A 20,387-nucleotide genomic window follows, 5' to 3' on the forward strand; every position below is an offset into this window, starting at 1 on the left:
GAGACAAAATGCTAAGCAATTTCAAGGTCTGGAAGGGTGGCCGAGTGGTTTAAGGCACCGGTCTTGAAATGCGCAGGTAGTCGTACCGCCCAATTTCAACCTGTCTCGTTCTGTAGTGTTTGCAACGAATTATTCCCGGGCGGAGAACCGCTTAGTGCTGGAGCGTAACATCGTGTTTCGCTCGGTTTGGGTCCAAGTTTGGGTCCAGATTATCTCGCTTCGATGCACGAAGAACGATACCTTCGGCTGCAGACGCCCTCACCGCTGTAACGAATTCTGGCGGAATCATCTATCTTGTCGGAATTGAGAAGCTTCGAGTTTTGGCCGCCGCGCGGATCGGCGGCGACTTGGGCCAAGAACACAAACAATCTTAGGTGGCATCTGCCAAACCCCGCCTAGTTCAGCCTAACCATGCAATTTGTCGCCAACGGCCCCGATATCCCCGATCCCCTCTTGCAAGCACACGAAGAAGGCCGCGTGGTGTTCTTCTGTGGCGCGGGTATTTCCTACCCCGCCGGCCTGCCGGGCTTTGGCGGACTTGTGGACGACATCTACAGGCTCGCCGGGACATCGCGTTTGGACATTGAGCAGGATGCCTACGATCGCGGTCAATTCGATACAACGCTGGACCTTCTGGAACACCGCATCCCCGGCCAGCGCACCACTGTTCGTCAGAAGCTGGCAGAAGCCTTGAAGCCCAAGTGGCGTCGCAAGGGCGCCACTGATACGCATGGGGCCCTGCTGGAGCTCGCTCGCTGTCGCCAGGGCTCTCTTCGCCTCGTGACGACCAACTTTGACCGTATTTTCGAGCGAGTTGGAAAACGACCCGGAAAGGCCTTCCGGTCTTACGCGGCCCCGATGCTGCCTATCCCGAAAAACAGTCGTTGGGACGGGCTGGTCTATCTGCACGGGTTGCTACCTGATAAACTGGACGGCAGTGCGCTCAACCGACTGGTGCTGACCAGCGGGGATTTTGGCCTCGCTTACCTGACCGAACGTTGGGCGGCACGTTTCGTCAGCGAACTCTTTCGGAACTACCTCGTCTGCTTCGTCGGTTACAGCATCAACGATCCGGTCATGCGCTACATGATGGATGCGCTGGCAGCCGACCGGATGCAGGGTGAGTTTAATCTGCAGGCCTACGCACTGGGCGAATGCAAGCCCGGACGGGAGCACGCCAAGACGAACGAATGGAAGGCCAAGGGCGTCACGCCTATCCTGTACCATGTGCCGGCTGATGGCCGCGATCACTCGGCATTGCATGATACCTTGAAAGCCTGGGCGAATACGTATCGCGATGGCATCCTCGGCAAAGAGCGTATCGTCGTGGACTACGCCCTGACGCGGCCGTCCGGCAGCACCCGACAGGATGATTTTGTCGGCCGAATGCTTTGGGCTCTGTCCCATGAATCCGGGATGCCTGCGAAGCGCTTCGCGGAATTCAATCCAGTGCCCGCGCTCGATTGGCTAGAGGCGTTCTCGGATGCACGATACCTCCATAGCGACCTGAATCGCTTCGGCGTTTCCCCGCTCGCCGATATCGACGAAAAGCTGCGGTTCAGCCTGATCGCACGCCCTGCACCGTATCGACGTGCGCCGTGGATGTCACTGGCTTCGCACGGTACCGGCGGAAGCGACTGGGACCACGTGATGTTCCAACTGGCCCGCTGGCTGGCGCGACATTTGAATGATCCGGCATTGATCATCTGGTTGGCCGATCGCGGCGCACAATTGCACGAGCGCTGGACGTGGCTGATCGAGCAGCGGCTGGATCTCTTCGCACGCTTGGCACGCGAAGAGAAAACAACCGAGCTCGATGAAATCCGCTCCAACGCGCCCAACGCCATTCCAGGGCCCCTAATGCAAACGTTATGGCGCCTGTTGCTCACTGGGCGCGTCAAGTCGCCATCTCGTGATCTCGACCTCTACCGCTGGAAGGATCGACTCAAGCGCGAAGGACTGACAGCTTCTCTGCGGATCGAATTGCGCGAGTTACTCTCGCCCAAGCTGATTTTGAAAAAGCCGTTTCGCTGGGGTGCACAGGAAGAAGCCGCTGACGAGCCCACGCGCATCCGGCAACTCGTGGATTGGGAATTGGTGCTGACCGCCGATCATGTGCACACTTCAATTCGCGAGCTGTCGGACAAACGCTGGCTCACGGCGTTGCCGGTGCTGCTGGATGACATTCAGCAGTTGCTGCGCGACGCATTGGATCTGCTGCGCGAGTTGGGCGATGCTGATGATCGCAACGATCGCTCACACTGGGATATGCCATCGATCAGCCCACACTGGCAAAACAGGGGCTTCCGTGACTGGGTAACGCTGATCGAGCTCCTACGCGATGCGTGGCTTGCGACACGGGCAAGCGCCCGCGAGCGCGCGAATCAGATCGCGTTAGGTTGGTTCGAAATACCGTTCCCGACATTCAAGCGACTGGCCTTGTTTGCAGCCAGCCAGAACGACTGCATCGATTCCGAGCAGTGGGTTAATTGGCTGGTGCGGGACGACGGTTGGTGGCTGTGGTCTATAGACACGCAGCGCGAAACTATGCGTTTGCTGGTATTGCAAGGAGCGAATCTCTCGCCATCCGGCAGAGCCTCGCTGGAAGCGGCGATCATGGCCGGCCCGCCACGACGGATGTACCGGGCAGAGCTCGAACCTGAGGATTGGCAAGCGCTGGTGGATGATGGGATTTGGCTGCGCCTCGCCAAACTGCGCGCCAGTGGCGGTCAGCTAGGGGACGATGCCTCCCAACGCGCCGACGAGCTAGCAGCGGAAGAACCTCGACGGCGTTTGGCTAGCAACGAACGTGACGAGTTCACACATTGGATGAGTGGAACTGGCGACCCGGACTACGAGTCTAGCCGACAGGTCGTCGTCGCACCGCGCAAACGAGTGGACTTGGTCCAATGGCTCAAGAAGCCGCGGCCGGAAACGCATTCGTTTTTCTATGAAGACACTTGGCCCGAGATCTGCCGCACTCGTTTCTCGCTCAGCTTCTTGGCTTTGTGTGTCTTAGCTCAAGAAGGAGTCTGGCCTGCGGACCGCTGGAGAGACGCCCTGCAAGCATGGAGCGACGATAGCCGAATTCTACGGTCGTGGCGCTATGCGGCACCCCTGGTGCGGAACATGCCCGATGCTGTCATGCGGGATAGCGCGCACAGCCTCACCTGGTGGATGGAGGCGGCATCTAAGGTGATCGACCGCCATGAAGCAATCCTGCTGGATCTCTGCAGGCGCGTGCAGGCGTTGCCCCTTGAGCCAAACACCGGCATTCGTGAAAACGACGAGCCGATCAAAGACCCTGTGAGCGAGGCCATCAATCATCCGATTGGCCATGTCGCGCAGGCGCTGCTGAATCTGTGGCTCAAACGCAACCCCAACGACAATGACTTGTTGCCGGAGGATATCGAGCCATTTTTCACACAAATGTCCGACGTCCGGATCGAGAGGTTCCGCCACGGGCGCGTGTTGTTGGCGTCACGATTGATTGCTTTGTTCCGGGTAGATCGGCCCTGGACCGAAAAACACCTCCTACCCTTGTTCGATTGGGAAGGCAGTCGGAATGAGGCCAAGGGGGCTTGGGAAGGGTTCCTTTGGTCTCCAAGACTGTATCGTCCGCTCTTGATCGCATTTAAATCGCAGTTCCTTTCCACAGCGGATCACTATGGGGAGCTTGGCGAACACGGCGGACAATTCGCAGCATTCCTCACCTACGCTGCCTTGGATCCTGTGGAAGGCTATACGTCAACGGACTTTAGGACCGCCATTGGTATACTACCGCAAGAGGGACTGCACGAAGTCGCGCGAGCACTCTCGCAAGCTCTCGAAGGCGCTGGTGAACAACGCGAGGACTATTGGAAAAACCGGGTCTGCCCATTTTGGCAGGAAGTTTGGCCAAAGTCACGGAATCTGGCGTCAGACAGCATTGCCGAATCCCTTGCGCTAATGAGCATTGCTGCGGGCAAGGAATTTCCTTCGGCCCTCGCTGCTGTCACAGACTGGATGCGGCCGGTCGAACACCCTCACTACGTTGTCCACCGTCTGCAAGAGTCCGGATTGTCTGCGCGGTTCCCCGAAGCTGCATTACGTCTGCTTGACGTCATTCTGACTGACCAGCCGTGGGCACCCAGTGAGCTTCCACAATGCTTGGAAGCAATTGCGAAGGCGATGCCGAGCTTGCAAAGGGACCGTCGCCACCAGCGACTGGCCGAATACGCGCGACGGCACGGGATCTAACCCCGCAATTGGCCCCGCCATCCGAACCTTACCACCTGCTGCTCGTCGCGCAGTACCGCAACAAGGCCCTTCTCCGTATCCATCGTGCGATCAAAATGCCTATGGTGTGCATGGTGCCGTCGCGCCAATGAAGATGCGTTTTGCGTCAAGCACAGTCCTCAGCGCATTGACCTTTTGTGGTTTGCACCTGGAAAAGTAAACGACGGGGCGGGTATAGAGTTGTGCACCCTCATATCAGGGGATGGAAAGCTCTATCTCGGTGACGACTGATTATGGTCGCAAAGCTCGGTCAGCCAAAGATATGGCGCCAAACGTCGGAGGCGGCGATATTTCGACGCATCTGGCGAAGGCGGCACCGAAATTTCCTCTTGAGTGCGTCGGGCTATCGTAACGTCGTAAGATAGGTAGGGCCCAAATGCCACGTCTTCGCAAACGCGCATGTCTTCAGGATGGTCTTTTTCTCGATTTGCAGTGGCTAGTGCGAAATGGATTCGTACGTTCCGCTACCTTCTCTGCGGGGCGTGCGATAACGTGGACGCGGCCCAATTTCGGTGTAGTAGCGTCGGGCTTTATTTGCGCGGATCTCAGCGATGATGCCAAGGGTTGGCTAACAATTTGGATCGGTAACAGCTCACAAGAGATTAAGCTTGCCGCACAGCCCAGGAATTTCGGTGGTCACCAATGGTACTTCGTCTGCCCCATCACGGGGCGACTTGCATCAGTGGCTTGGATGCCCCCGGGCACCACGTTGTTTGCTAGCCGACATGCGTGGGCCTCCAAAGTTGCCTATCGCTCCCAGTTCGTAAACCGGATTGATCGCGCGCACGCCGGCAAGGCAAAAATCAGAGTACGCTTGTCAAGCAATTGCGCTCCAGAAAGTCACATCCCGCCTCCAAGGCCAAAAGGGATGAGGCTGCGGACCTACAGTCGATTGGTAGCACGCTTCGTAGAGTATCAGGCAAAGCTAGATCGCGGATTGGCAGACTTGGCGTCCAAGTGGCTGTTGAAACATGCAACAGATTTCGAATAGTTCAGAAGGCGAGTCAGGAAAGCAAGTCGAAGAATAGCTGCCACTCCAAATGCTGCCTGCTGCTAATCGCAATGGTGGCTCGTCAGTCGACTCAATCGGCTCTCCTCATCAATCCGGGTGCCACTTGCGCGGTGAGAGCGGAAACCGCCAAGTGCGCTCGGGATGTCGGTCGTCTTGTGACCCGCATCGCACACACCTCGGTGCCGATCAGGTCGGTAAGCGCCGCGGGTCGCCCTGCGAGGATTGCCCTACTGAGGTCACGTGGAAAAAACTATTAGCCGCAGCGTCTTTTCATCGCTTCGGGCGTAAGATCGGCTCCACGTGGCCTCCTAGACCATTTTGGCTACCTTCGAGCAAAAATTCCCTCTTTGCCGGACACCGAGCATCGAAATGACCCCAGCCAAAACCGTGAATAGTGGCGACCCGGCGTTCGGTCAGCTGGGCAGTGGAGATAGCAACTCGCTCTCTCAGAGCCCATACGTAGATGGCGTCCGTTACGCCACCGTATCCGCAAACCGGTGCCGCATCTTAATAACTCATTGCGGATAGATGCGATTTATCGTTCATCTCCTGTTTGCGGACCCAATCATGGACCCGACGAACCGGAAAGGCAGTCGCATTCGGCCCAATATGGGAACAAAGAATGTGTCAGGGGTGCTTCGTCCGTGAACAGTTCGGCGTCGGGCCGATCCCGGCGGCGTCATTCTTATGATCGGGCTGGTAACGTAGCGCCAGACCCAGCCTGTCGGTTGGCCTCAGGTCTCTGTCCTCCACCGATCGTGTTTGACTGTGGCGTATCCACAAAGCCCCTGCGAACAACGAACTCGCCGTGACGACGATTCTTGCGCAACGATCGGCCGAGAAGCGCGCTGCCGGCGAGGCGCTGATCAGCGGGGCCGACGATCTTGCCTGCCAAAGCTGGAACGAGCGCATGTGCTCGGACGGCGGGCCGGTCGATCCGTCGCCCTCGATCGACCAGGCCATCAACAGCGGCTATGGCTGGCTCGAGATCCGCTGCTCCCGCTGCAAGACGCCGCGCGCAGTCGACCTCGCCGCCCTGCCCCATGCCGCCACCACCTGCGTGCACGACCTCGCCGGCCGGCTGCGCTGCATGAAATGCGGCAAGGTCGGCAAGCGGCCGGCCGCCGAGTTGCTGCAGCTGTGGCAGCGCAGCCCGATCGGAGATCGGGCATGACCGAACTCACGCGCCGACGGGACAAGGATACGTCTCGCGACAGTTGGAAAATCGTCTACGCCGACGTCGGCTGGATTGGCAGGCGCGCCGGCGTGCCTCACGGCGTCGATCAATGGGGCTGGCACTGCGGCTTCCACCCCGGCATGCACCCGGGCCAGGCGATCGCCGGATCTGCCGAGACCTTCGATGCCGCACGCGCGGCCTTTGAGGCCGCCTGGCAAATCTTGCTGCCGCAGCTCACCGAAGACGCTTTCCAGCAGTGGCGCCATCAGCGGGACTGGACGGAACGCAAATACGCCATATGGGCGCGCGGCGAGAAGCTGCCTTCTCAACAGCCATCGTCACTGATGCGCTGTCCGTGCGGTGCGACCTTTGATAGCCACGTGCCGACCGAGAGCCGGATCCACGCACCACACATCTACGCCGCGCAGCAGCGCAATGGAACCTTCCGATGAGGTTCAAAGCTGACCGCCTACGCCGATTACGTTCACCAATCAGTTCGCAGCGTATACCGATGCTTCAATCGGTTGGCAGTCCGCTCAACGGCGAATTGGATGCGGTCCATGTCAGCGCCGTCTCGCGCTGTGACGGCGATCGACCAGTCTTCGCCTGAAGGTATGACCTCTACGTTAGCGACGAACTCACCACCGGGATAGCTGCGTACCTCGCGCAGAGCGATCGACTCGAGATCCATCGCACTGATCATCGTCTTGAACACCGGAGTGCTCCAGCTCCTGCTAAGGAGTGCAAGGCACCGGCCTTGCACTTGAGAGCCCGCTCTTAGGCCGCCTGCTTCTCTTGACCTCTAAGTGAATCGAGAAGCCTCTTCTCTTGTTCGATCCTGCGCCGGAAGCGTTCGCGCTCTTCGATGGAATTCGCAGTATCGAGCAAGAACTGGTAGTGCCCGATAATTTTTTCACTGCTCCGGACCAGAAAATCGCGGACATCACTCATGGGCGTGCTCCCGCACCGAAGTGATGGGTATCGCTTGTCTCGTCGTCTCCAGTAAGGGCGAGATCGCGATTCCGGCCCTAACGAGGCCATCGAGCGCGATCCTCTCTTCCTCAAGCCGCGTCTCGATGAAGCGACGCTCGACCTCTGTCAGTTTGGTTTCGAGCAAACGACGATACCGGCGGATATTGCCCCGGTGCGCGCGCAGTCGCGCTAGCTGCTCGTCCGCGCTTACGGCCGGCCCTGCCGTCGACTGACTGACACGGCTCGACCAGCGACGTTCGATTTTATCGATTGTGTGTTTTGGCAATCGGATATTATCCATGCGAGCCTCCTTTCACGCTGCCAAGGCTCGATTGACTGACCGCAACCGCTTTGTCGTGCCGCCTGGCGGATGGCGGGGGCCGCTTCCATCCAGTGCGCAAAGCGCTTCGAGAATGTCGTCGATGGGAACCGGAGCCTTCAGGCCGTCGGGCGCTCGCAACGACGGACACGACGCGATGGCGGAGGCGTCGGAAGCCCATGAAGCAAGGATCGCACGCTTCTCCGCAAGACTGAGCCTCGTATCGGCAACGACATCTTGCGGGTGATCGAACACCGTACCGGGGTGAAGAAGCGCGTTGAAGTCAAAAACATTATCGTGCGCGGGCGTCGTCCGCATGGCTACCTCCATTCAAAGACGCAAGGTGTATGCCGCGCGGGCAACCCCGCGCGGCGTCGATCGGTCCATGCCGCCGACTCAGTTAAGCGGCCTTGGCCTCAATCTGCGTGACGTTGTCTGGAGCCGCTCCGCCGATTGCGATGCGGCGCGGCTTCATTGCTTCGGGAATCTCGCGCTGCAATTCGACGAGCAGAAGCCCGTCCTCGAAGCGCGCCCCCTTCACCTCGACATGATCGGCGAGGGTGAACTGTCGCTTGAAGTTCCGCGTCGAGATGCCACGATGCAGGAACGTGCGGCCTTCCTTCTCGGCTTTTCTGCCTTCAAGGGTGAGGACATTCTGCTCGGCGGTGAGTGTCACTTCGTTCGGCGTAAAGCCGGCGAGCGCCACCGCAATCTGGAAACGGTTCTCGTCGAGCCGTTCGATGTTGTAGGGGGGATAGCTGTCCTCGGCGGTCCGCTGGGCCTCATCGAGAACATCAAAAAGGCGGTCGAAACCGATGGTCGACCTCCACAGGGGAGTCCAATCATACCTCATAGCCAAATCCTCCTTAGAGCAAGATGGGTACGAGCCGGCACCGGACACCTGACCGGCGCCCGCCTTTCCAGAGGGCCCCGGAGGCGCCCTCACCGCTTGTGCGGCGACAACAAAATTTGTCAGCTCGAAAAAAGTTTCAAGGGGGTCCGAGAAAATTTTTCGGCTGAAATTTCGCCGGCCGTCCTGACTGCCCCCTCCGATGGAGGCTGAGGCGATGGTCCGTGAGATGGACCGGCAGGGGCGTCGCGGAGGAGCTGGCCGATTTGGGCTTCGATCCGTGGGATGGCCGGCGTTGTGGTGCGCGCCGCCGACGGCGTGATCCCGTTTCGGGCCTGTTTTTAACCTCAGTGACCTACTAACGGAGTTCCTTGGAACCCAAAAATCGTAACCTGCGTTAAGGTGTCCGTTTGAGGATTGCTTTGAGGGAGGCAAGGCATGTGGGACGGCTACTGGTACCTGCTAGCCAGGTTCAAGGCCACGGAGCGCCGTCTCAAGGCCAGTGACGAGCTGACGGTCCAACAGATCGCTAGGTCTCAGGAGTTGATACGTTTGTCGTTACAGCTTTTGGGCAAGCCCGATTCCGAATTATACCAAGACGAGACGGGGGAGTATAAGGCCGCCTCTGTTGGCGGCCTCAGTGAGACCCCATCGCAAGATAGGCCGCCACGAGCGCGCTGAGTGTCGCCGCGAGGATCAATACCATCAGCGACGGCGAGTAGAAGACGGACGGTCCATTTCATCCTCCTATGAGGCCGCCTCAGAGCGGCCTCTCATTTCGGATGAGGCGGCGGCAATGACAGACTAAATTGAACATGCCTACCGTAATGACGCGCGACCTTATCTCGAAGCTCTCGCATGTCGCGACATTCCTTTGCCAACAATGAGCCCAAGATGGCCGGGCTATAGAGGGAAATCGGCTCCAGGGGTCTTGAGAAATGCCTCAACCTCCAGTGCGCGCTGTGCCTCGCGGACTTTCTTGAGCAATCTCTCTCGCTCCCGTCCTAGCGGCAGCGCATTTGCCTTCTCACTCGCTGCGTCCGCTAACTGGCGCAACCGAAAGGCTAATGACGTGTTCTGTTTAACGCGATTGCGTCGTTTCTTGTCCATGGCAAATCTCGCGTTCGATTTGCGAAGATCAGAACCGTAGAGACGGAAAGAATCATGCACATAGGTTAAAACGGAAGCGTGAAATTTTTCTGTAGGGATGGAACGAAATGCCCCTGACAAGATGCGGCCACCCTACCTACTCAGGAGAAGGACCGGGCGCTCGGTTGAGCAACTGAGACACTGCCGTAACGGCCTGCGCGGGCGCGAACGGCTTATTGAGCAGCATGCTCTTCGGCACCCCATGGGAGGGCCAATCATCGGCCGCGTCGCCCGTCATATAGACGATCGGGATTTCTGGATTGATCTCTCTGGCGCGCTTGGCAACGTCCCACCCCGTGACAGTGCCCGTCAAGTGCACGTCGGTCAGCAGCGCTCGGTAATTTGTTGCACCACTGTTTAGCAGGGCAAGGGCTGCTTCCCCCGAGGCAACGATCTGCGTTTGAAAGCCGCCATCTTCTAAAGCTTCGCGAACAATATCCTGAACAAGAGGGTCATCTTCGACAATGAGGATCTGTAATAAAGGGTCCTGCACCACCCGCGCTCCAACCGCACCGTTGCGATAAAGGTGGTAAGTGCAAAAGTGAACTTAAGTTCCCAGCTAGAACCCAAAATGGTTCCTACCCCGGGTCGGGATTTGTTGGCTGAAACCTCGCGATTTTGCGCGCTCCATCCCACAGCTCAACAGCCTGACCAATCGCTAGCTTCCGTGCCTTCACCTTCGCGTCATCGTCATCGCTACAATCAAGGTCCACGCGGTCGATGATGTGGCCATCTTCCCCAAGGATGTAAGCTTTGTAATTTTGCATTGCCGCAGAGCCTATCGGACTTCTAGAAATTTAGAACAGCCCACGACGCGTCGTCTAGCGACTTAAGCCAGTACCCAGAAAGTAGATATGGACCTGTTCCTCCGCCCCATCGTCATTGCCGGCGACAAGCTCAACGATGACTTCGTGGTGGTCAACGGCGACCGGCACGTCGGCCGCATCCGGCTCGCCTCGGAGCGGAAAGCGCGAGTCTGGGTCTACATCATCACGGTCCCGCTCCCGATCCCAGCTTATGAAAACGGCAGGGCTCACGACCTGGAGGAAGCCAAGGCGTCATTCCGGGCTGCGTGGGAGCGGTTCTACAGCGGCTTGACACCGGACAGCATGGAGCACTGGCACCGTCACGGACGAGGCGGCTAAAGGACGCTTCGGAAGTCCGTAGAAACACTGCTATAAGCTGCGCGATGCCCGATCAAATCGTGACGTATTTCGCCTGTCGAGGGTGCGGCACAGTTTACTCCGCCGTTCAAGAGCGCGGCTCGATGCCGGTGAACACACACGGATCGTTTGCGTGCGTTCGATGCTGGAAAATTGTCCATCACTGGGCTGGGCTTTATAGCTTCCATGATTGGACGATAATCGCCGCGCCATCAAAAGGCGACGGAAAGAGTCGATGAAGCCTGTTGGTGACCGCCCCTACTCCGCCCCCGAGAAAGCCGCTCGCCGCATCATGGAGCACGCGCGGGCATTTGAGCCTGTTCAGGACGGCCGCATCTACATCGAGAAGATCAACTACCCGATGATCTACCAGGACAAGGCAACGCCGGCCGAATATTGGGCTGGCCTACAGTACGCGATCGGCCAAGGTTGGCTTGAGTATCACGAGAGCGGAACCTTCGTGCGGATGAAGCAGGCTGGCGCGGACCTGTTCGCTTAGCCTATTCCATTAAATAAGTGGCCCCAGCGAGGGGTACCCGCTGAGGCCGATAGTGTAACGGTCTCGTCCAAGACCAACGTCATTCTGCCGCGTCAGATGAGATCCCGCAATTGCATATGTGAAAAAGAAAGGCCCCGGCATGATCGCGCCGGGGCCAGTCATTCTGCGAGTTAGTTCAGAAATCGGGGCGTGAGCCCACGGATCGGCAGGCTAGCACGGGAATCGCGTATTGCCACTTTTTCCCGAAGTGCCGAGTGTTCTTAATTGTCGCAGCACCTAGGGAGAAAATAACGCAGGTTAATGACTACCGTGAGAGAATGCGGTCGTTCGAAAATAGCATATCGATGACCGCGATCTCCGAGATACGGTGCGGAATGTTTGATCGCACAATGCTTTTATTCATTTCGACGGCTTTTTTGTCCCTCGCAATCCTTGCTTACGCGCTAGTGTATCTGTGAAAAACCGCCCGGAATTCCCATCTTTGCGGCATGCTTAAATTCGATTTTTGCCTGCCTACGATGGGAAAGACCGTCCCGGCCGGCCGCGACTGGTTCCACGAGATCAAATACGACGGCTATCGCCTGCGCCTGGAGCGCGACGGCGATCGCGTTCGGCTGATCACCAAGGGCGGCTACGACTGGACCAAGCGCTTCCCGTGGATCGTCGAGAACGCCCTCAAGAACCGCCAGAAGCACTTTGTGATCGACGGCGAGGCCATCATTCGCGTGGACGGCTACTTCGATTTCAGCGCCCTGCACTCCGGCAAGCACAATGCCGAGGTCGAGCGGCTCGCCTTCGACATCCTGGCACTCGACGGCGACCACCTGGGGGACTCGATGCGCAAGGCAAAAATGAAGCGGCTCATCGCAGGTCGCAATTGGCGCAGCGGTGCCTGCCCCAACCGGTCTGCGCTCAACAAATTCGCCCTGCGCATGCTCTCGGGCACCCGCAGTTAACTGCTTAGGCGTCGCGTCCGGGCTTGTGTGAAAACGGGCAACTAACCTCTTGAGAGCTCGCCAAAGGCGAGGTGCTGGTGTCGTAAGGCCGCGGCACGCCGTCGATGGTCGAGCGCGTCATGGTGCGGCCGTCGTCGGCGCCGCACAATCGCTCCATTAGCTCCGCCGGCGAACACCCGCCACCCACGAAGTTCCCGGCATCGAGCTGCCCAACCTGTCCCTTTGAGCTGGACGGCATCACCGCCTCAGCCAGGCCACGTGGAGCGGGATTTACCGCGAGGCTAGGATAACCTCCCTAATAGGCAAAATTGGCTCTATGCGCCCTCGCTGGCCGTTGTGGCTGCCTTCGGCGGCCAGCCTGCGGTTATAAACTCCACCGTCGGCCGTCATCCAAGCGCGAGTTCCCATCATGAACATCTCCGCGATGAAAGTCACCGGGACAGCTTGCCATTAAGGGCAATACTCCACGGGAAATTACCTACTCGTACCTGGGAGGAGTCTGAACTTCTGGGTCGGAATAATAGATTCCAATCCTCACCTATATTCGTATTGCCTGTTGGTGGGTCCGTTGTGACGGGCATAGGACGACCAGCCCCAGCATTGAACCGGGGTGGTTCCCTACGCCCATCGCGATCTTGCCTGCCGGAGCCTGCCGCCGCTTAGGGCGATGATCTTCGCGACGCTGCGGATCATCTCGGTGCCAACTTAACGGTGCTGTTACGTCGCACCGGCGATCAACCCTCGCACCTTTCGGACCGGGCCTTGTCTGCGATCGCGCCCCACAGTAGACATTCCATCTGGGTGATGGTGGCGCCGCTGTCGTAACTGCTCCGACCAGCGCCATATTGTGTGGGCTCGACCGCAAACGGTCGGGCCCATTCGCATTCAATGATCCGTTTCGTTCACAAGAGCGTCGCGCTGACTAAGGTCTTCTCTCGCCGCCAGACTAACGGACTCAATGCGTGCCGGCAGCGCGGCGAGACTGGCGGCAGCCGTTGGATCAATGGCGCCTGCGTATTCTCGCGTGCAGCGGATGAGTGCCTCAGAGGTCCGGCAATAGCTACGACCTCGCCAATCGTCTCTACGTGACTTTTCTGGCGATCCTCGCCGCTGAAGGATCCACTGGATTCGATCGCGGCATTCAATCACCCGCCAATTCTCGTTGAGGACTGCAACGACAAGATCGTAGTCATCGGCGGCCTCCCGGTTGCTCATTTGGCACCTACCCGCGCCAACATTTGATCAAACGCGGCCTTCGGAACGCGGATCAACTTCCCGATTCGGATAGTCGGGATGTCCCCGCGTTTGGCGGCCTCGTAGCTTGCGTTTCGTCCCAACCCAAGCAACGCGCCAGCTTCCGGCACCTCATAAACCAATCTCTTGTCTTCGTTCGACCCGTTTTCCAATGACGCCTCCAAAATAGTGTATTTCTACACCATTTGGCATATCTGAGGCTCGGAAACAAGATAGTAGTGGTGGACACCACCGTTCATCTAGTTTAGTATCGAATTATCATGTTCAGTTTGAAATCCTACGCACCGACGCTTGCTCACTACTTGAAGCTTTCGCCGAACGCGCTGTACGAGCGACAGAGGGCGCTAATTAGATCAGGACTTCTCGTTACCATCCAAGGGCGCGGCCCTGGTAGCGGGGTGAAGGTCTCAGTTCCTTCCGTGGCGCTTCTCATATTGTCAGTATTGGGTACGGAAAGTCTGGCAGAGATAGATCCTGTTGTTCGACAATTGGGAACCGCGCGGGCCAACGAGAAGTCCTGCCCCTTGACCGGTTCAATCGAGTTTGGCCAGGCTCTAGAGATCGTTCTCGCGCAAACGAGCACAGCGCGACGAATTGCATGGATAAAAGTAGTTCGCCCCGCCCAGAGGGTCGAACTGGTTTTCAGTTCAGCAAACCGCAAAAGAACCGAATCAAGCTCCTTTGGCACGACAAGTCCCGATCACAATTTTCAAATGACGATTAAAGCTGAGCTCCCCGGCTTCGCTGTGTGGTGCATCGCCGATGATCTAAACGACATAGCCGACGGCAAGTCCTTGAGCGCTATTGAACAACGCGTGGCGCAAATGCGCTCTGATCCAAATGAGCGCTGGTTACGCTTCTTCATGGGTGATCGGCGCAGTTAGCGGGATCGACAATTGGCGCCATCAGACAAGATTCAGACGGACATTTGGCGAGGGCGGCATCGATCGACGTGGCGAGAACATCTACCGCTTGCGCTACCGAGTTGGCGGCAAGCGCTTCACTAAAACCTTCCACGGCACGCTCACCCAAGCTCGAGTGGAGCTTCGGGCCCTAATTCGAGCTAGCGACATCGGTGAGCATGTTGAACCTAAGAGGTTGACGGTCGCGCAATGGATCGACCAATGGCTCGTGGCAGGCGCCCCTGGTCGGCGAAAGAAAAAGGTCGGGCAGCGAACGCTCGAACGCTATGAGCAGTTGCTCAACACTCACGTGAAGCCCGCAATTGGTGAGCAGATCTTACAGCAGCTACGTGCGGCCGCCATCGACAATCTTTACGCTTTGCTCGAAGACAAAATTGCACCTCGAACGGCCCACCACGTGCACATTGTTCTAGGGGCGGCCCTCGCGACGGCGCACCGTACCAGGTTGATCGCCATCAACCCTATGGCCCATGTTCAGCAGGTGCCGAATCCAGAGGCAATGATCCAGGAGGACGATGACCGGGGCGATATCGCCGACGGGCTCGAAGAACATGAACTGTCCGCTCTCGTTGCAGGCTTCAAACATCTCGATTTGTTCCCGATCGTGGCCCTCGCGGCCGCATGCGGAGCTCGTCGCAATGAACTGTTGGCACTCCGTTGGACCGACCTCGACCTTGAGAAGAAAAAGCTCCGCATTGAACGCGCGCTAGAGCAGACCAAAAAGTTCGGAATTCGCGTAAAGGCCCCGAAGACAAAGCGCGGTTGCCGAACGATCGATCTCGACGATGCCACCATTGGCATGCTAGTAGCCAAGCGTGCAGAATATCAGCGGCTCATTTCCGGTATCCCAGACGGCGCCGACGTCGACTTGACCCTGGTTCGCTTGCCCGCCAAAGCGCTGATCTTTCCCGCCGTCCCGGGGCGCGGCGAGAGTTTCGATCTGACAAGGCCCCGCAATCCGCGCAATTTCTCGAAGGAGTTTGCTAGGCGCGCAGACGTTGTCGGCTTCGGGGCGACCCGGTTTCACGACCTCCGCGGAGTGCATGCGACCGCCCTGCTCGACGCCGGCATTCCGGTGCACCGTGTGGCTGAGCGGATCGGTGACGATCCGGCGGTGTTGCTGCGGAACTATGCCAAGCGAAAACGATCCAAGGGGGCCGATGAATCGCTGGCGCAAACGTTAGCAGCGATTGCGGGAGGATTTCTCAATTTTTGAAGTGTTTGGGTCCCAATTGGGTCCATGTTCGCCTTGCGTTCAAAGGATTCATTCGCTAAGTGCCTGATCCTGCAAGAATGGAAGGGTGGCCGAGTGGTTTAAGGCACCGGTCTTGAAAACCGGCGTGCCCGCAAGGGTACCGTGGGTTCGAATCCCACCCCTTCCGCCAGTCAACGTCGCATCCTCCACACGTCGCTAGCTGAACCAGGCGCCAAAATAGCCGGCATAGAGCGGCGGCATTTCGAGGTTCATCGAGTGGCCGACACCGGGTACGACCACGAGCCGGCAGTTCGGCATTACTGCCGCCATCGTGTGCAGGTCGGTCGGCGCGATCCAGCCGTCGGCCTCGCCCCAGACGACGAGATGGGGGTGCCGGATTTCGCTCATCCGCCGTTCGAGCTCGCGGCTCTCTCGTTCGCGCGTGAGATTGACCGGCGTGCCGATCCATATCCCTTCGGAGACGCCGGCCGTCTGCTCCAGGATGCGCTCGAAGAGGGCCTGGATTGAACCCAGCCCGTCGCGGAATTTCGGTACGGCGTTCGGCACCATGCTGTCCGACACGAACAGCGAGGATGCCGCCGTCGCCATCACGGCGCGGGTCAGCTCGCGGCTTGCCATCATCGCGCGGAATAGCGCGATCTGCTCCGCGTTGAAGGCCATCCCGAGCGGCGTCACCGGATCGAGCGCGAACACCCGGCCAAATCGCTCAGGCTGCATCAGCAGCATGCGCGCCGCGATGATGCCGCCGGTGGAATGCGTGGCGAGATGACAGAACGGGATCTGCAGCGCATCGAGCGCCGCCAGCATGTCGAGCGCATGCTGCTGCATCGAGTAATTGGCGTAGCCGGACGTCGCCAACGGACGATCGCTGTCACCGCAGCCGCGCCAGTCGATCCCGATCACCCGCAACCCCCTCGGGAACAGCGGGGCGGCGAGCTCGATCCAGTCTTTGCTGGCGAGATTGCCGTGGATGAAGACGACCGTGATGTCGCCTTCGCCCCACTCTCGCCAGCCAAGGCTGACCTCTCCGGCACGAACCTTGGGCATTGCTACCGGCTTCTACTTGTTCAGACCGGCCGTCGGGTTCGGCCCGTCCGGCGTCGGCGCAACCGCCATCGCCGACACCACGCCGTTGATGAGACGATCGGTCTCGAGCGGCGAACTGGTGTCGAGATTGCCGGTCATGACGAAATCGGTCACGTCCGCCGGAAACTCCACCGGGTTGTCGGTGTGGATGAAGTGGCCGGTGTCCGGATAGATCTTCAGGATCGGCCGGTTGTTGGCCCGCGTCATCCGCGTCATGAACGGCGTGATGATGTCGCGGCCAAGGTCCTTCAGCCCGTTGAACGGCGTGCCGGGAATGAAGGGCTCCTTGTCGCCGAAGGCGAGGAAGATCGGCACCTTGATGTCGGTCAGCCGCCGGTAGAGGTTCTTCGGATCATCCTGCTGCAACTCCGACACCATGCCGTAGATGTCGAGGATGTACACGTTGGCCCATTGCTCGAGCTCCTTCGGATTGCCCTTGGTCAGGCCGACGCGCTGTTCCGTGTGCAACCGCGCATACTCGCTGTCGTTCATGAAGTAGCCGCTCTTGCTGCGGCCGACCGCGCCGGTGACCGGATCGCGCTTCTTGAAGTAGAAGAAATCGCGAATGTTCTGCTCCGGCCGCGCGATCTCGTTGGCCAGCACCTGGGTCGGTCCCCAGACATCCTTCCACTTGTCGAAATTGCCGGCGAGCGAGGCGTCGAACAGCTTCGCCGTCTTGCCGGGCCCGATCGTCACCTCGCGCGGATACTCCTCGAGGCCGGCGGGCGCTTCGAGGATCAGGCTCTTCACCGCGTCGGGATAGGTCAACGCGTAGCCCAGGATCAACTGGCCGCCCAGGGAGTGGCCGAGATAGGTCGCCTGCTTGACCTTGAGCTGGTTGACGACGAGGTCGTAGACCACCTCGCGCATGTCCTGCATGGTCCGCGCTGGATTCTTGTCGAGATTGCCGGGACCGGACATGCCGTAATGCGGCAGGTCGGGAGCGATCACGCGCGCGCCGCTGCGAAGCGCGTACTGCATGATGTTGCCGTAGTGGCCGGCAAACGCGCCCTTGCCATGGATGATGACGAGCACCTTCGGATCCTTTTCGGTGCCGTAATATTCATCCATGTATCCGATCTGCCAGGATACGCCCTTGGAATCCTTGGCGTCGGCGTACTTCACCGGATAGGGATAGGTGACATAGTCCTTCCAGAACGACTTCTTCGGGTCGATGTCGGATGCCACCGCCGGCGGGCGGAAGTTCTTGTCGACATACTGCTGCGCCTTGTCGAGGCTGGCGACATCATCCATGAACGACACGAATTTCGGATCGTTCTTGTGGCCGTTGATGATCGAGAACACGCCGTAATGCGCGACCGGGCTTTCTTCGGCGATCAGGTCGGCGCCGGGGATGGCCTCGACGGCTTTTTCCGCAAGCTTGAAGTTGAGCCAGAGGTCGTTCTTGATGTGCATCACCAGCGTGCGTGACTGAACGCGGCCGAGCTCCTTGTTGATGTTGTGAAGTTCGCCGACGCGGTTGCGCCACACGAGGTCGACGGCGTCATACAGCTTGGACCGGTTGATAACGTTGAGTCCGGCCTTCTCGTTCGGCGGATCCCAGTAGAAGATTTCCGGCTGCACCGCAGTGAAAGCCTGCGTGGTTCGGAACGACAAATCGTAGCCGGTGAGGCCCAGCACCGACCAGCCGAACGCCATGCCCATCAGCGGGTGCTTCTCCTTGGGCAGCTTGTAATAGTCGCCCTTGGTCTGCTGCCAGACCGGATCGGATTCGATCGCGGCCGTCATCAGCTGGAACGTCCAGTTGCCGACGGGATCACCGGCGTCCGATTGCGTCGTGCCGCCGATCGGCATCAGTGCGCTGACATATTCCGGATGCATGACGCCCCAGACATAGGTCTGCGTGCCGCCCATCGAGACGCCGGCGGCGAGCGCGACCCGCGCAACCTTCAGGTGATCGCGCAGCATCCGGTAATTCGCCTGCACCATGTCGTAGTAGGTGTATTGCGGAAACTTGATGCCGAGGCCGTCCGAGGGCTTGCTGGCGCCCCAGGTCCCGAGCGGATCGACCATCACGACATAGTAGCGGTCGGTGTCGATGGGACGGCCGGGGCCGATGATCGGAACGCCACCCGACAGCGCGGCGCCCTTGACCCACTGCTCGTACATGTCGGTGGAGTCGCCGGAGTAATAGGAGTTGATGACGACGGCGTTGGTGATCTCACCCGCGGCGTTGCGCCGCGGTGTGCCGACCGCGATGTAGGCGGTGCGCAGCTTGCCGCCACCGAGCGACTCCAGGGTCACGCCGCCCTCGCCGCCGCTCTCCCATTTCGAAGGATTGGCCAGGTCATATTTGCCGCCGAGCTTGAAGTCGGCGATCTCGTAATATTGCTTCAGGCCGTCATGCTGGACCTGCGACGAGCGTCGCGTGAACGGCTGGGCGGTTGCGACCGATGCGCTCACGGCGAGCAGCAGCAGGCCAATGAAAAGACGCTTCATGGAGAGCCTCCCTGACCGGATTTTGAGAAAGTTTCCACCGGACGCGGGCATCCGGTTTTGACCTAGGTCAAGGGAGCGGCCGGCCGCGCACTTCAACCTGACTGCCGAAAGCATCAGGCCAGTGAAGCGAATGCCGTTCCTGTCGCATGGCTCGCACCGCGTCCGTTACGAGCTGGATGGTCCCACGGACGCGCCAGCCTATGTGCTCGTTAACGGGCTTACGCAATATTCCGAGCTTTGGGCCGCCTACCGGGACGCCCTGATCGGCAAGGGGTTGCGCGTCGCCACCTTCGATCTGCTCGGCCAGGGCGCCTCGGACAAGCCTGAGCTGTTCATCAGCCAGGACGACCAGGTCGAGGCGCTGCGGCTGCTGATCGGCGAGCTCGGCGATGGCCCGATCTTCCTCAGCGGCATCAGCTTCGGCGCGCTGATCGCGCTGCGCTATGCGATTCTGCACGGCGACCGGCTGTCGGGCCTCGTGCCGATGAGCGCCTTCGCGGAATTGTCGCCGCAACTGCAACTGCTCGGCAATGCGCTGCGGACCGGCCTGATCCTCGGTGGCACCAGCTATCTGCAGGATCTGCTGCTGCCGATGAACCTCTCCGATACATGGCTGAAGCCGCTGCTCGGCAATCTCGACGCGGTGAAGCGGCAGGGCTGGCTGGTCAACGACGTCTATGCGCTACAGAATCTGATGGAGTCCTTCCTCGACTTCCAGCCGCTGACATCGCAATTGTCATCGATCAAGACACCAACGATGATCCTCAACGGTGAATTCGACTTCCTGACCCCGCGCGCCCTGCACGAAACCCTGCGGGTCCACATTCCCGACAGCGCGCTGGTCATCATCCCCAACGCCTATCATGCCTTCACGCTCGAGAAGGCCGCGTTGACCGCCGATCTGCTCGCACGCTTCGCTGAAGACGTTCTCGCCGGGCGCTGGCGCGGTAACCAGGCGGTCTGGATCGCGCCCGAGGACGCCGGCGGCGACATGATGCCGTTTCCGGACGGCTTCGATCATCTGCGCGCCATTCCCGTACCGCGAGCCGCGTCATGAGCCAATTCCTTGGCCC

Annotated in this window: 19 protein-coding genes and 1 tRNA gene; 10 read left to right on the top strand and 10 right to left on the bottom strand. The window is 59.3% G+C overall.

The features are described from left to right. The first annotated feature begins 411 nt into the window (after positions 1 to 411). The 3 genes from dsr1 to JQ633_RS13525 all read left to right on the top strand — a co-directional run bounded on the left by dsr1 (position 412) and on the right by JQ633_RS13525 (position 6,919). Positions 412 to 4,239: an anti-phage defense-associated sirtuin Dsr1 gene (gene dsr1, locus JQ633_RS13515; RefSeq protein ID WP_211985500.1), complete on the top strand. Its 3,828-nt coding sequence runs from the start codon at positions 412 to 414 to the stop codon at positions 4,237 to 4,239. A 1,817-nt stretch (positions 4,240 to 6,056) separates the two neighbouring features. After that, positions 6,057 to 6,464 carry a hypothetical protein gene (locus JQ633_RS13520; protein WP_211985562.1) on the top strand — a complete coding sequence of 136 codons (408 nt, stop codon included), beginning with the start codon at positions 6,057 to 6,059 and terminating at the stop codon, positions 6,462 to 6,464. Further along, complete coding sequence (locus tag JQ633_RS13525) at positions 6,461 to 6,919, top strand: hypothetical protein (protein WP_211985501.1); 459 nt, start codon at positions 6,461 to 6,463, stop codon at positions 6,917 to 6,919. The genes JQ633_RS13520 and JQ633_RS13525 overlap by 4 nt, the downstream gene beginning before the upstream one ends. Positions 6,920 to 6,951: 32 nt before the next feature. On the opposite strand, the gene JQ633_RS13530 is transcribed toward JQ633_RS13525, so the two are convergent. From JQ633_RS13530 to JQ633_RS13560, 7 genes are all read right to left on the bottom strand, one after another. After that, complete coding sequence (locus JQ633_RS13530; RefSeq protein WP_211985502.1) at positions 6,952 to 7,182, bottom strand: hypothetical protein; 231 nt, start codon at positions 7,180 to 7,182, stop codon at positions 6,952 to 6,954. A 62-nt stretch (positions 7,183 to 7,244) separates the two neighbouring features. Beyond that, a complete protein-coding gene (locus JQ633_RS13535) occupies positions 7,245 to 7,418 on the bottom strand; it encodes a hypothetical protein (RefSeq protein ID WP_211985503.1) in 174 nt (57 codons plus the stop codon). Further along, positions 7,411 to 7,740 (bottom strand): hypothetical protein, encoded by a 330-nt coding sequence (locus JQ633_RS13540; RefSeq protein ID WP_211985504.1) that lies wholly within the window; start codon positions 7,738 to 7,740, stop codon positions 7,411 to 7,413. Before JQ633_RS13540 ends, JQ633_RS13535 begins: the two co-directional genes overlap by 8 nt. Positions 7,741 to 7,752: 12 nt before the next feature. Further along, on the bottom strand, positions 7,753 to 8,076 hold the full coding sequence (locus tag JQ633_RS13545; protein WP_211985505.1) for a hypothetical protein: 324 nt from the start codon (positions 8,074 to 8,076) through the stop codon (positions 7,753 to 7,755). Between the two features lie 82 nt (positions 8,077 to 8,158). Next, positions 8,159 to 8,611 carry an Hsp20 family protein gene (locus JQ633_RS13550; RefSeq protein ID WP_211985563.1) on the bottom strand — a complete coding sequence of 151 codons (453 nt, stop codon included), beginning with the start codon at positions 8,609 to 8,611 and terminating at the stop codon, positions 8,159 to 8,161. Positions 8,612 to 9,511: 900 nt separating this feature from the next. Continuing rightward, positions 9,512 to 9,718, bottom strand: coding sequence for a hypothetical protein (locus JQ633_RS13555; RefSeq protein ID WP_211985506.1), 207 nt, complete (start codon positions 9,716 to 9,718; stop codon positions 9,512 to 9,514). A gap of 136 nt (positions 9,719 to 9,854) precedes the next feature. Then, positions 9,855 to 10,253, bottom strand: a complete 399-nt coding sequence (locus JQ633_RS13560; protein WP_211985507.1) for a response regulator — start codon at positions 10,251 to 10,253, stop codon at positions 9,855 to 9,857. Between the two features lie 358 nt (positions 10,254 to 10,611). Between JQ633_RS13560 and JQ633_RS13565 the strand changes: the two genes are divergently transcribed. The 3 genes from JQ633_RS13565 to JQ633_RS13575 all read left to right on the top strand — a co-directional run bounded on the left by JQ633_RS13565 (position 10,612) and on the right by JQ633_RS13575 (position 12,375). Next, complete coding sequence (locus JQ633_RS13565; protein ID WP_211985508.1) at positions 10,612 to 10,902, top strand: hypothetical protein; 291 nt, start codon at positions 10,612 to 10,614, stop codon at positions 10,900 to 10,902. A 253-nt stretch (positions 10,903 to 11,155) separates the two neighbouring features. Continuing rightward, entirely contained in the window at positions 11,156 to 11,419 is a 264-nt protein-coding gene (locus JQ633_RS13570) for a hypothetical protein (RefSeq protein ID WP_211985509.1), read from the top strand. A gap of 518 nt (positions 11,420 to 11,937) precedes the next feature. Continuing rightward, positions 11,938 to 12,375, top strand: coding sequence for a hypothetical protein (locus tag JQ633_RS13575; protein ID WP_249159238.1), 438 nt, complete (start codon positions 11,938 to 11,940; stop codon positions 12,373 to 12,375). 1,211 nt (positions 12,376 to 13,586) lie between these two features. On the opposite strand, the gene JQ633_RS35190 is transcribed toward JQ633_RS13575, so the two are convergent. Beyond that, positions 13,587 to 13,739, bottom strand: coding sequence for a helix-turn-helix domain-containing protein (locus JQ633_RS35190; protein WP_349631561.1), 153 nt, complete (start codon positions 13,737 to 13,739; stop codon positions 13,587 to 13,589). 150 nt (positions 13,740 to 13,889) lie between these two features. Between JQ633_RS35190 and JQ633_RS13585 the strand changes: the two genes are divergently transcribed. From JQ633_RS13585 to JQ633_RS13595, 3 genes are all read left to right on the top strand, one after another. After that, positions 13,890 to 14,513: a hypothetical protein gene (locus tag JQ633_RS13585; RefSeq protein ID WP_211985512.1), complete on the top strand. Its 624-nt coding sequence runs from the start codon at positions 13,890 to 13,892 to the stop codon at positions 14,511 to 14,513. Then, positions 14,470 to 15,768: a tyrosine-type recombinase/integrase gene (locus tag JQ633_RS13590; protein ID WP_211985513.1), complete on the top strand. Its 1,299-nt coding sequence runs from the start codon at positions 14,470 to 14,472 to the stop codon at positions 15,766 to 15,768. Before JQ633_RS13585 ends, JQ633_RS13590 begins: the two co-directional genes overlap by 44 nt. Positions 15,769 to 15,847: 79 nt before the next feature. After that, positions 15,848 to 15,937, top strand: a tRNA-Ser gene (locus JQ633_RS13595). A 26-nt stretch (positions 15,938 to 15,963) separates the two neighbouring features. Here the strand turns inward: JQ633_RS13595 and JQ633_RS13600 are convergent. Both JQ633_RS13600 and JQ633_RS13605 read right to left on the bottom strand, forming a co-directional pair. Beyond that, the gene (locus JQ633_RS13600) at positions 15,964 to 16,815 is read right to left on the bottom strand and encodes an alpha/beta fold hydrolase (protein ID WP_211985514.1); all 852 of its coding nucleotides are present in this window, start codon (positions 16,813 to 16,815) and stop codon (positions 15,964 to 15,966) included. A 12-nt stretch (positions 16,816 to 16,827) separates the two neighbouring features. Beyond that, a complete protein-coding gene (locus tag JQ633_RS13605) occupies positions 16,828 to 19,314 on the bottom strand; it encodes an alpha/beta hydrolase (protein WP_211985515.1) in 2,487 nt (828 codons plus the stop codon). Between the two features lie 130 nt (positions 19,315 to 19,444). Between JQ633_RS13605 and JQ633_RS13610 the strand changes: the two genes are divergently transcribed. Further along, positions 19,445 to 20,371 carry an alpha/beta fold hydrolase gene (locus JQ633_RS13610; RefSeq protein WP_211985564.1) on the top strand — a complete coding sequence of 309 codons (927 nt, stop codon included), beginning with the start codon at positions 19,445 to 19,447 and terminating at the stop codon, positions 20,369 to 20,371. Positions 20,372 to 20,387 lie beyond the last annotated feature (16 nt).

Origin of the sequence: Bradyrhizobium tropiciagri, from assembly GCF_018130505.1 — a bacterium.
GTDB lineage: Bacteria > Pseudomonadota > Alphaproteobacteria > Rhizobiales > Xanthobacteraceae > Bradyrhizobium > Bradyrhizobium tropiciagri_B.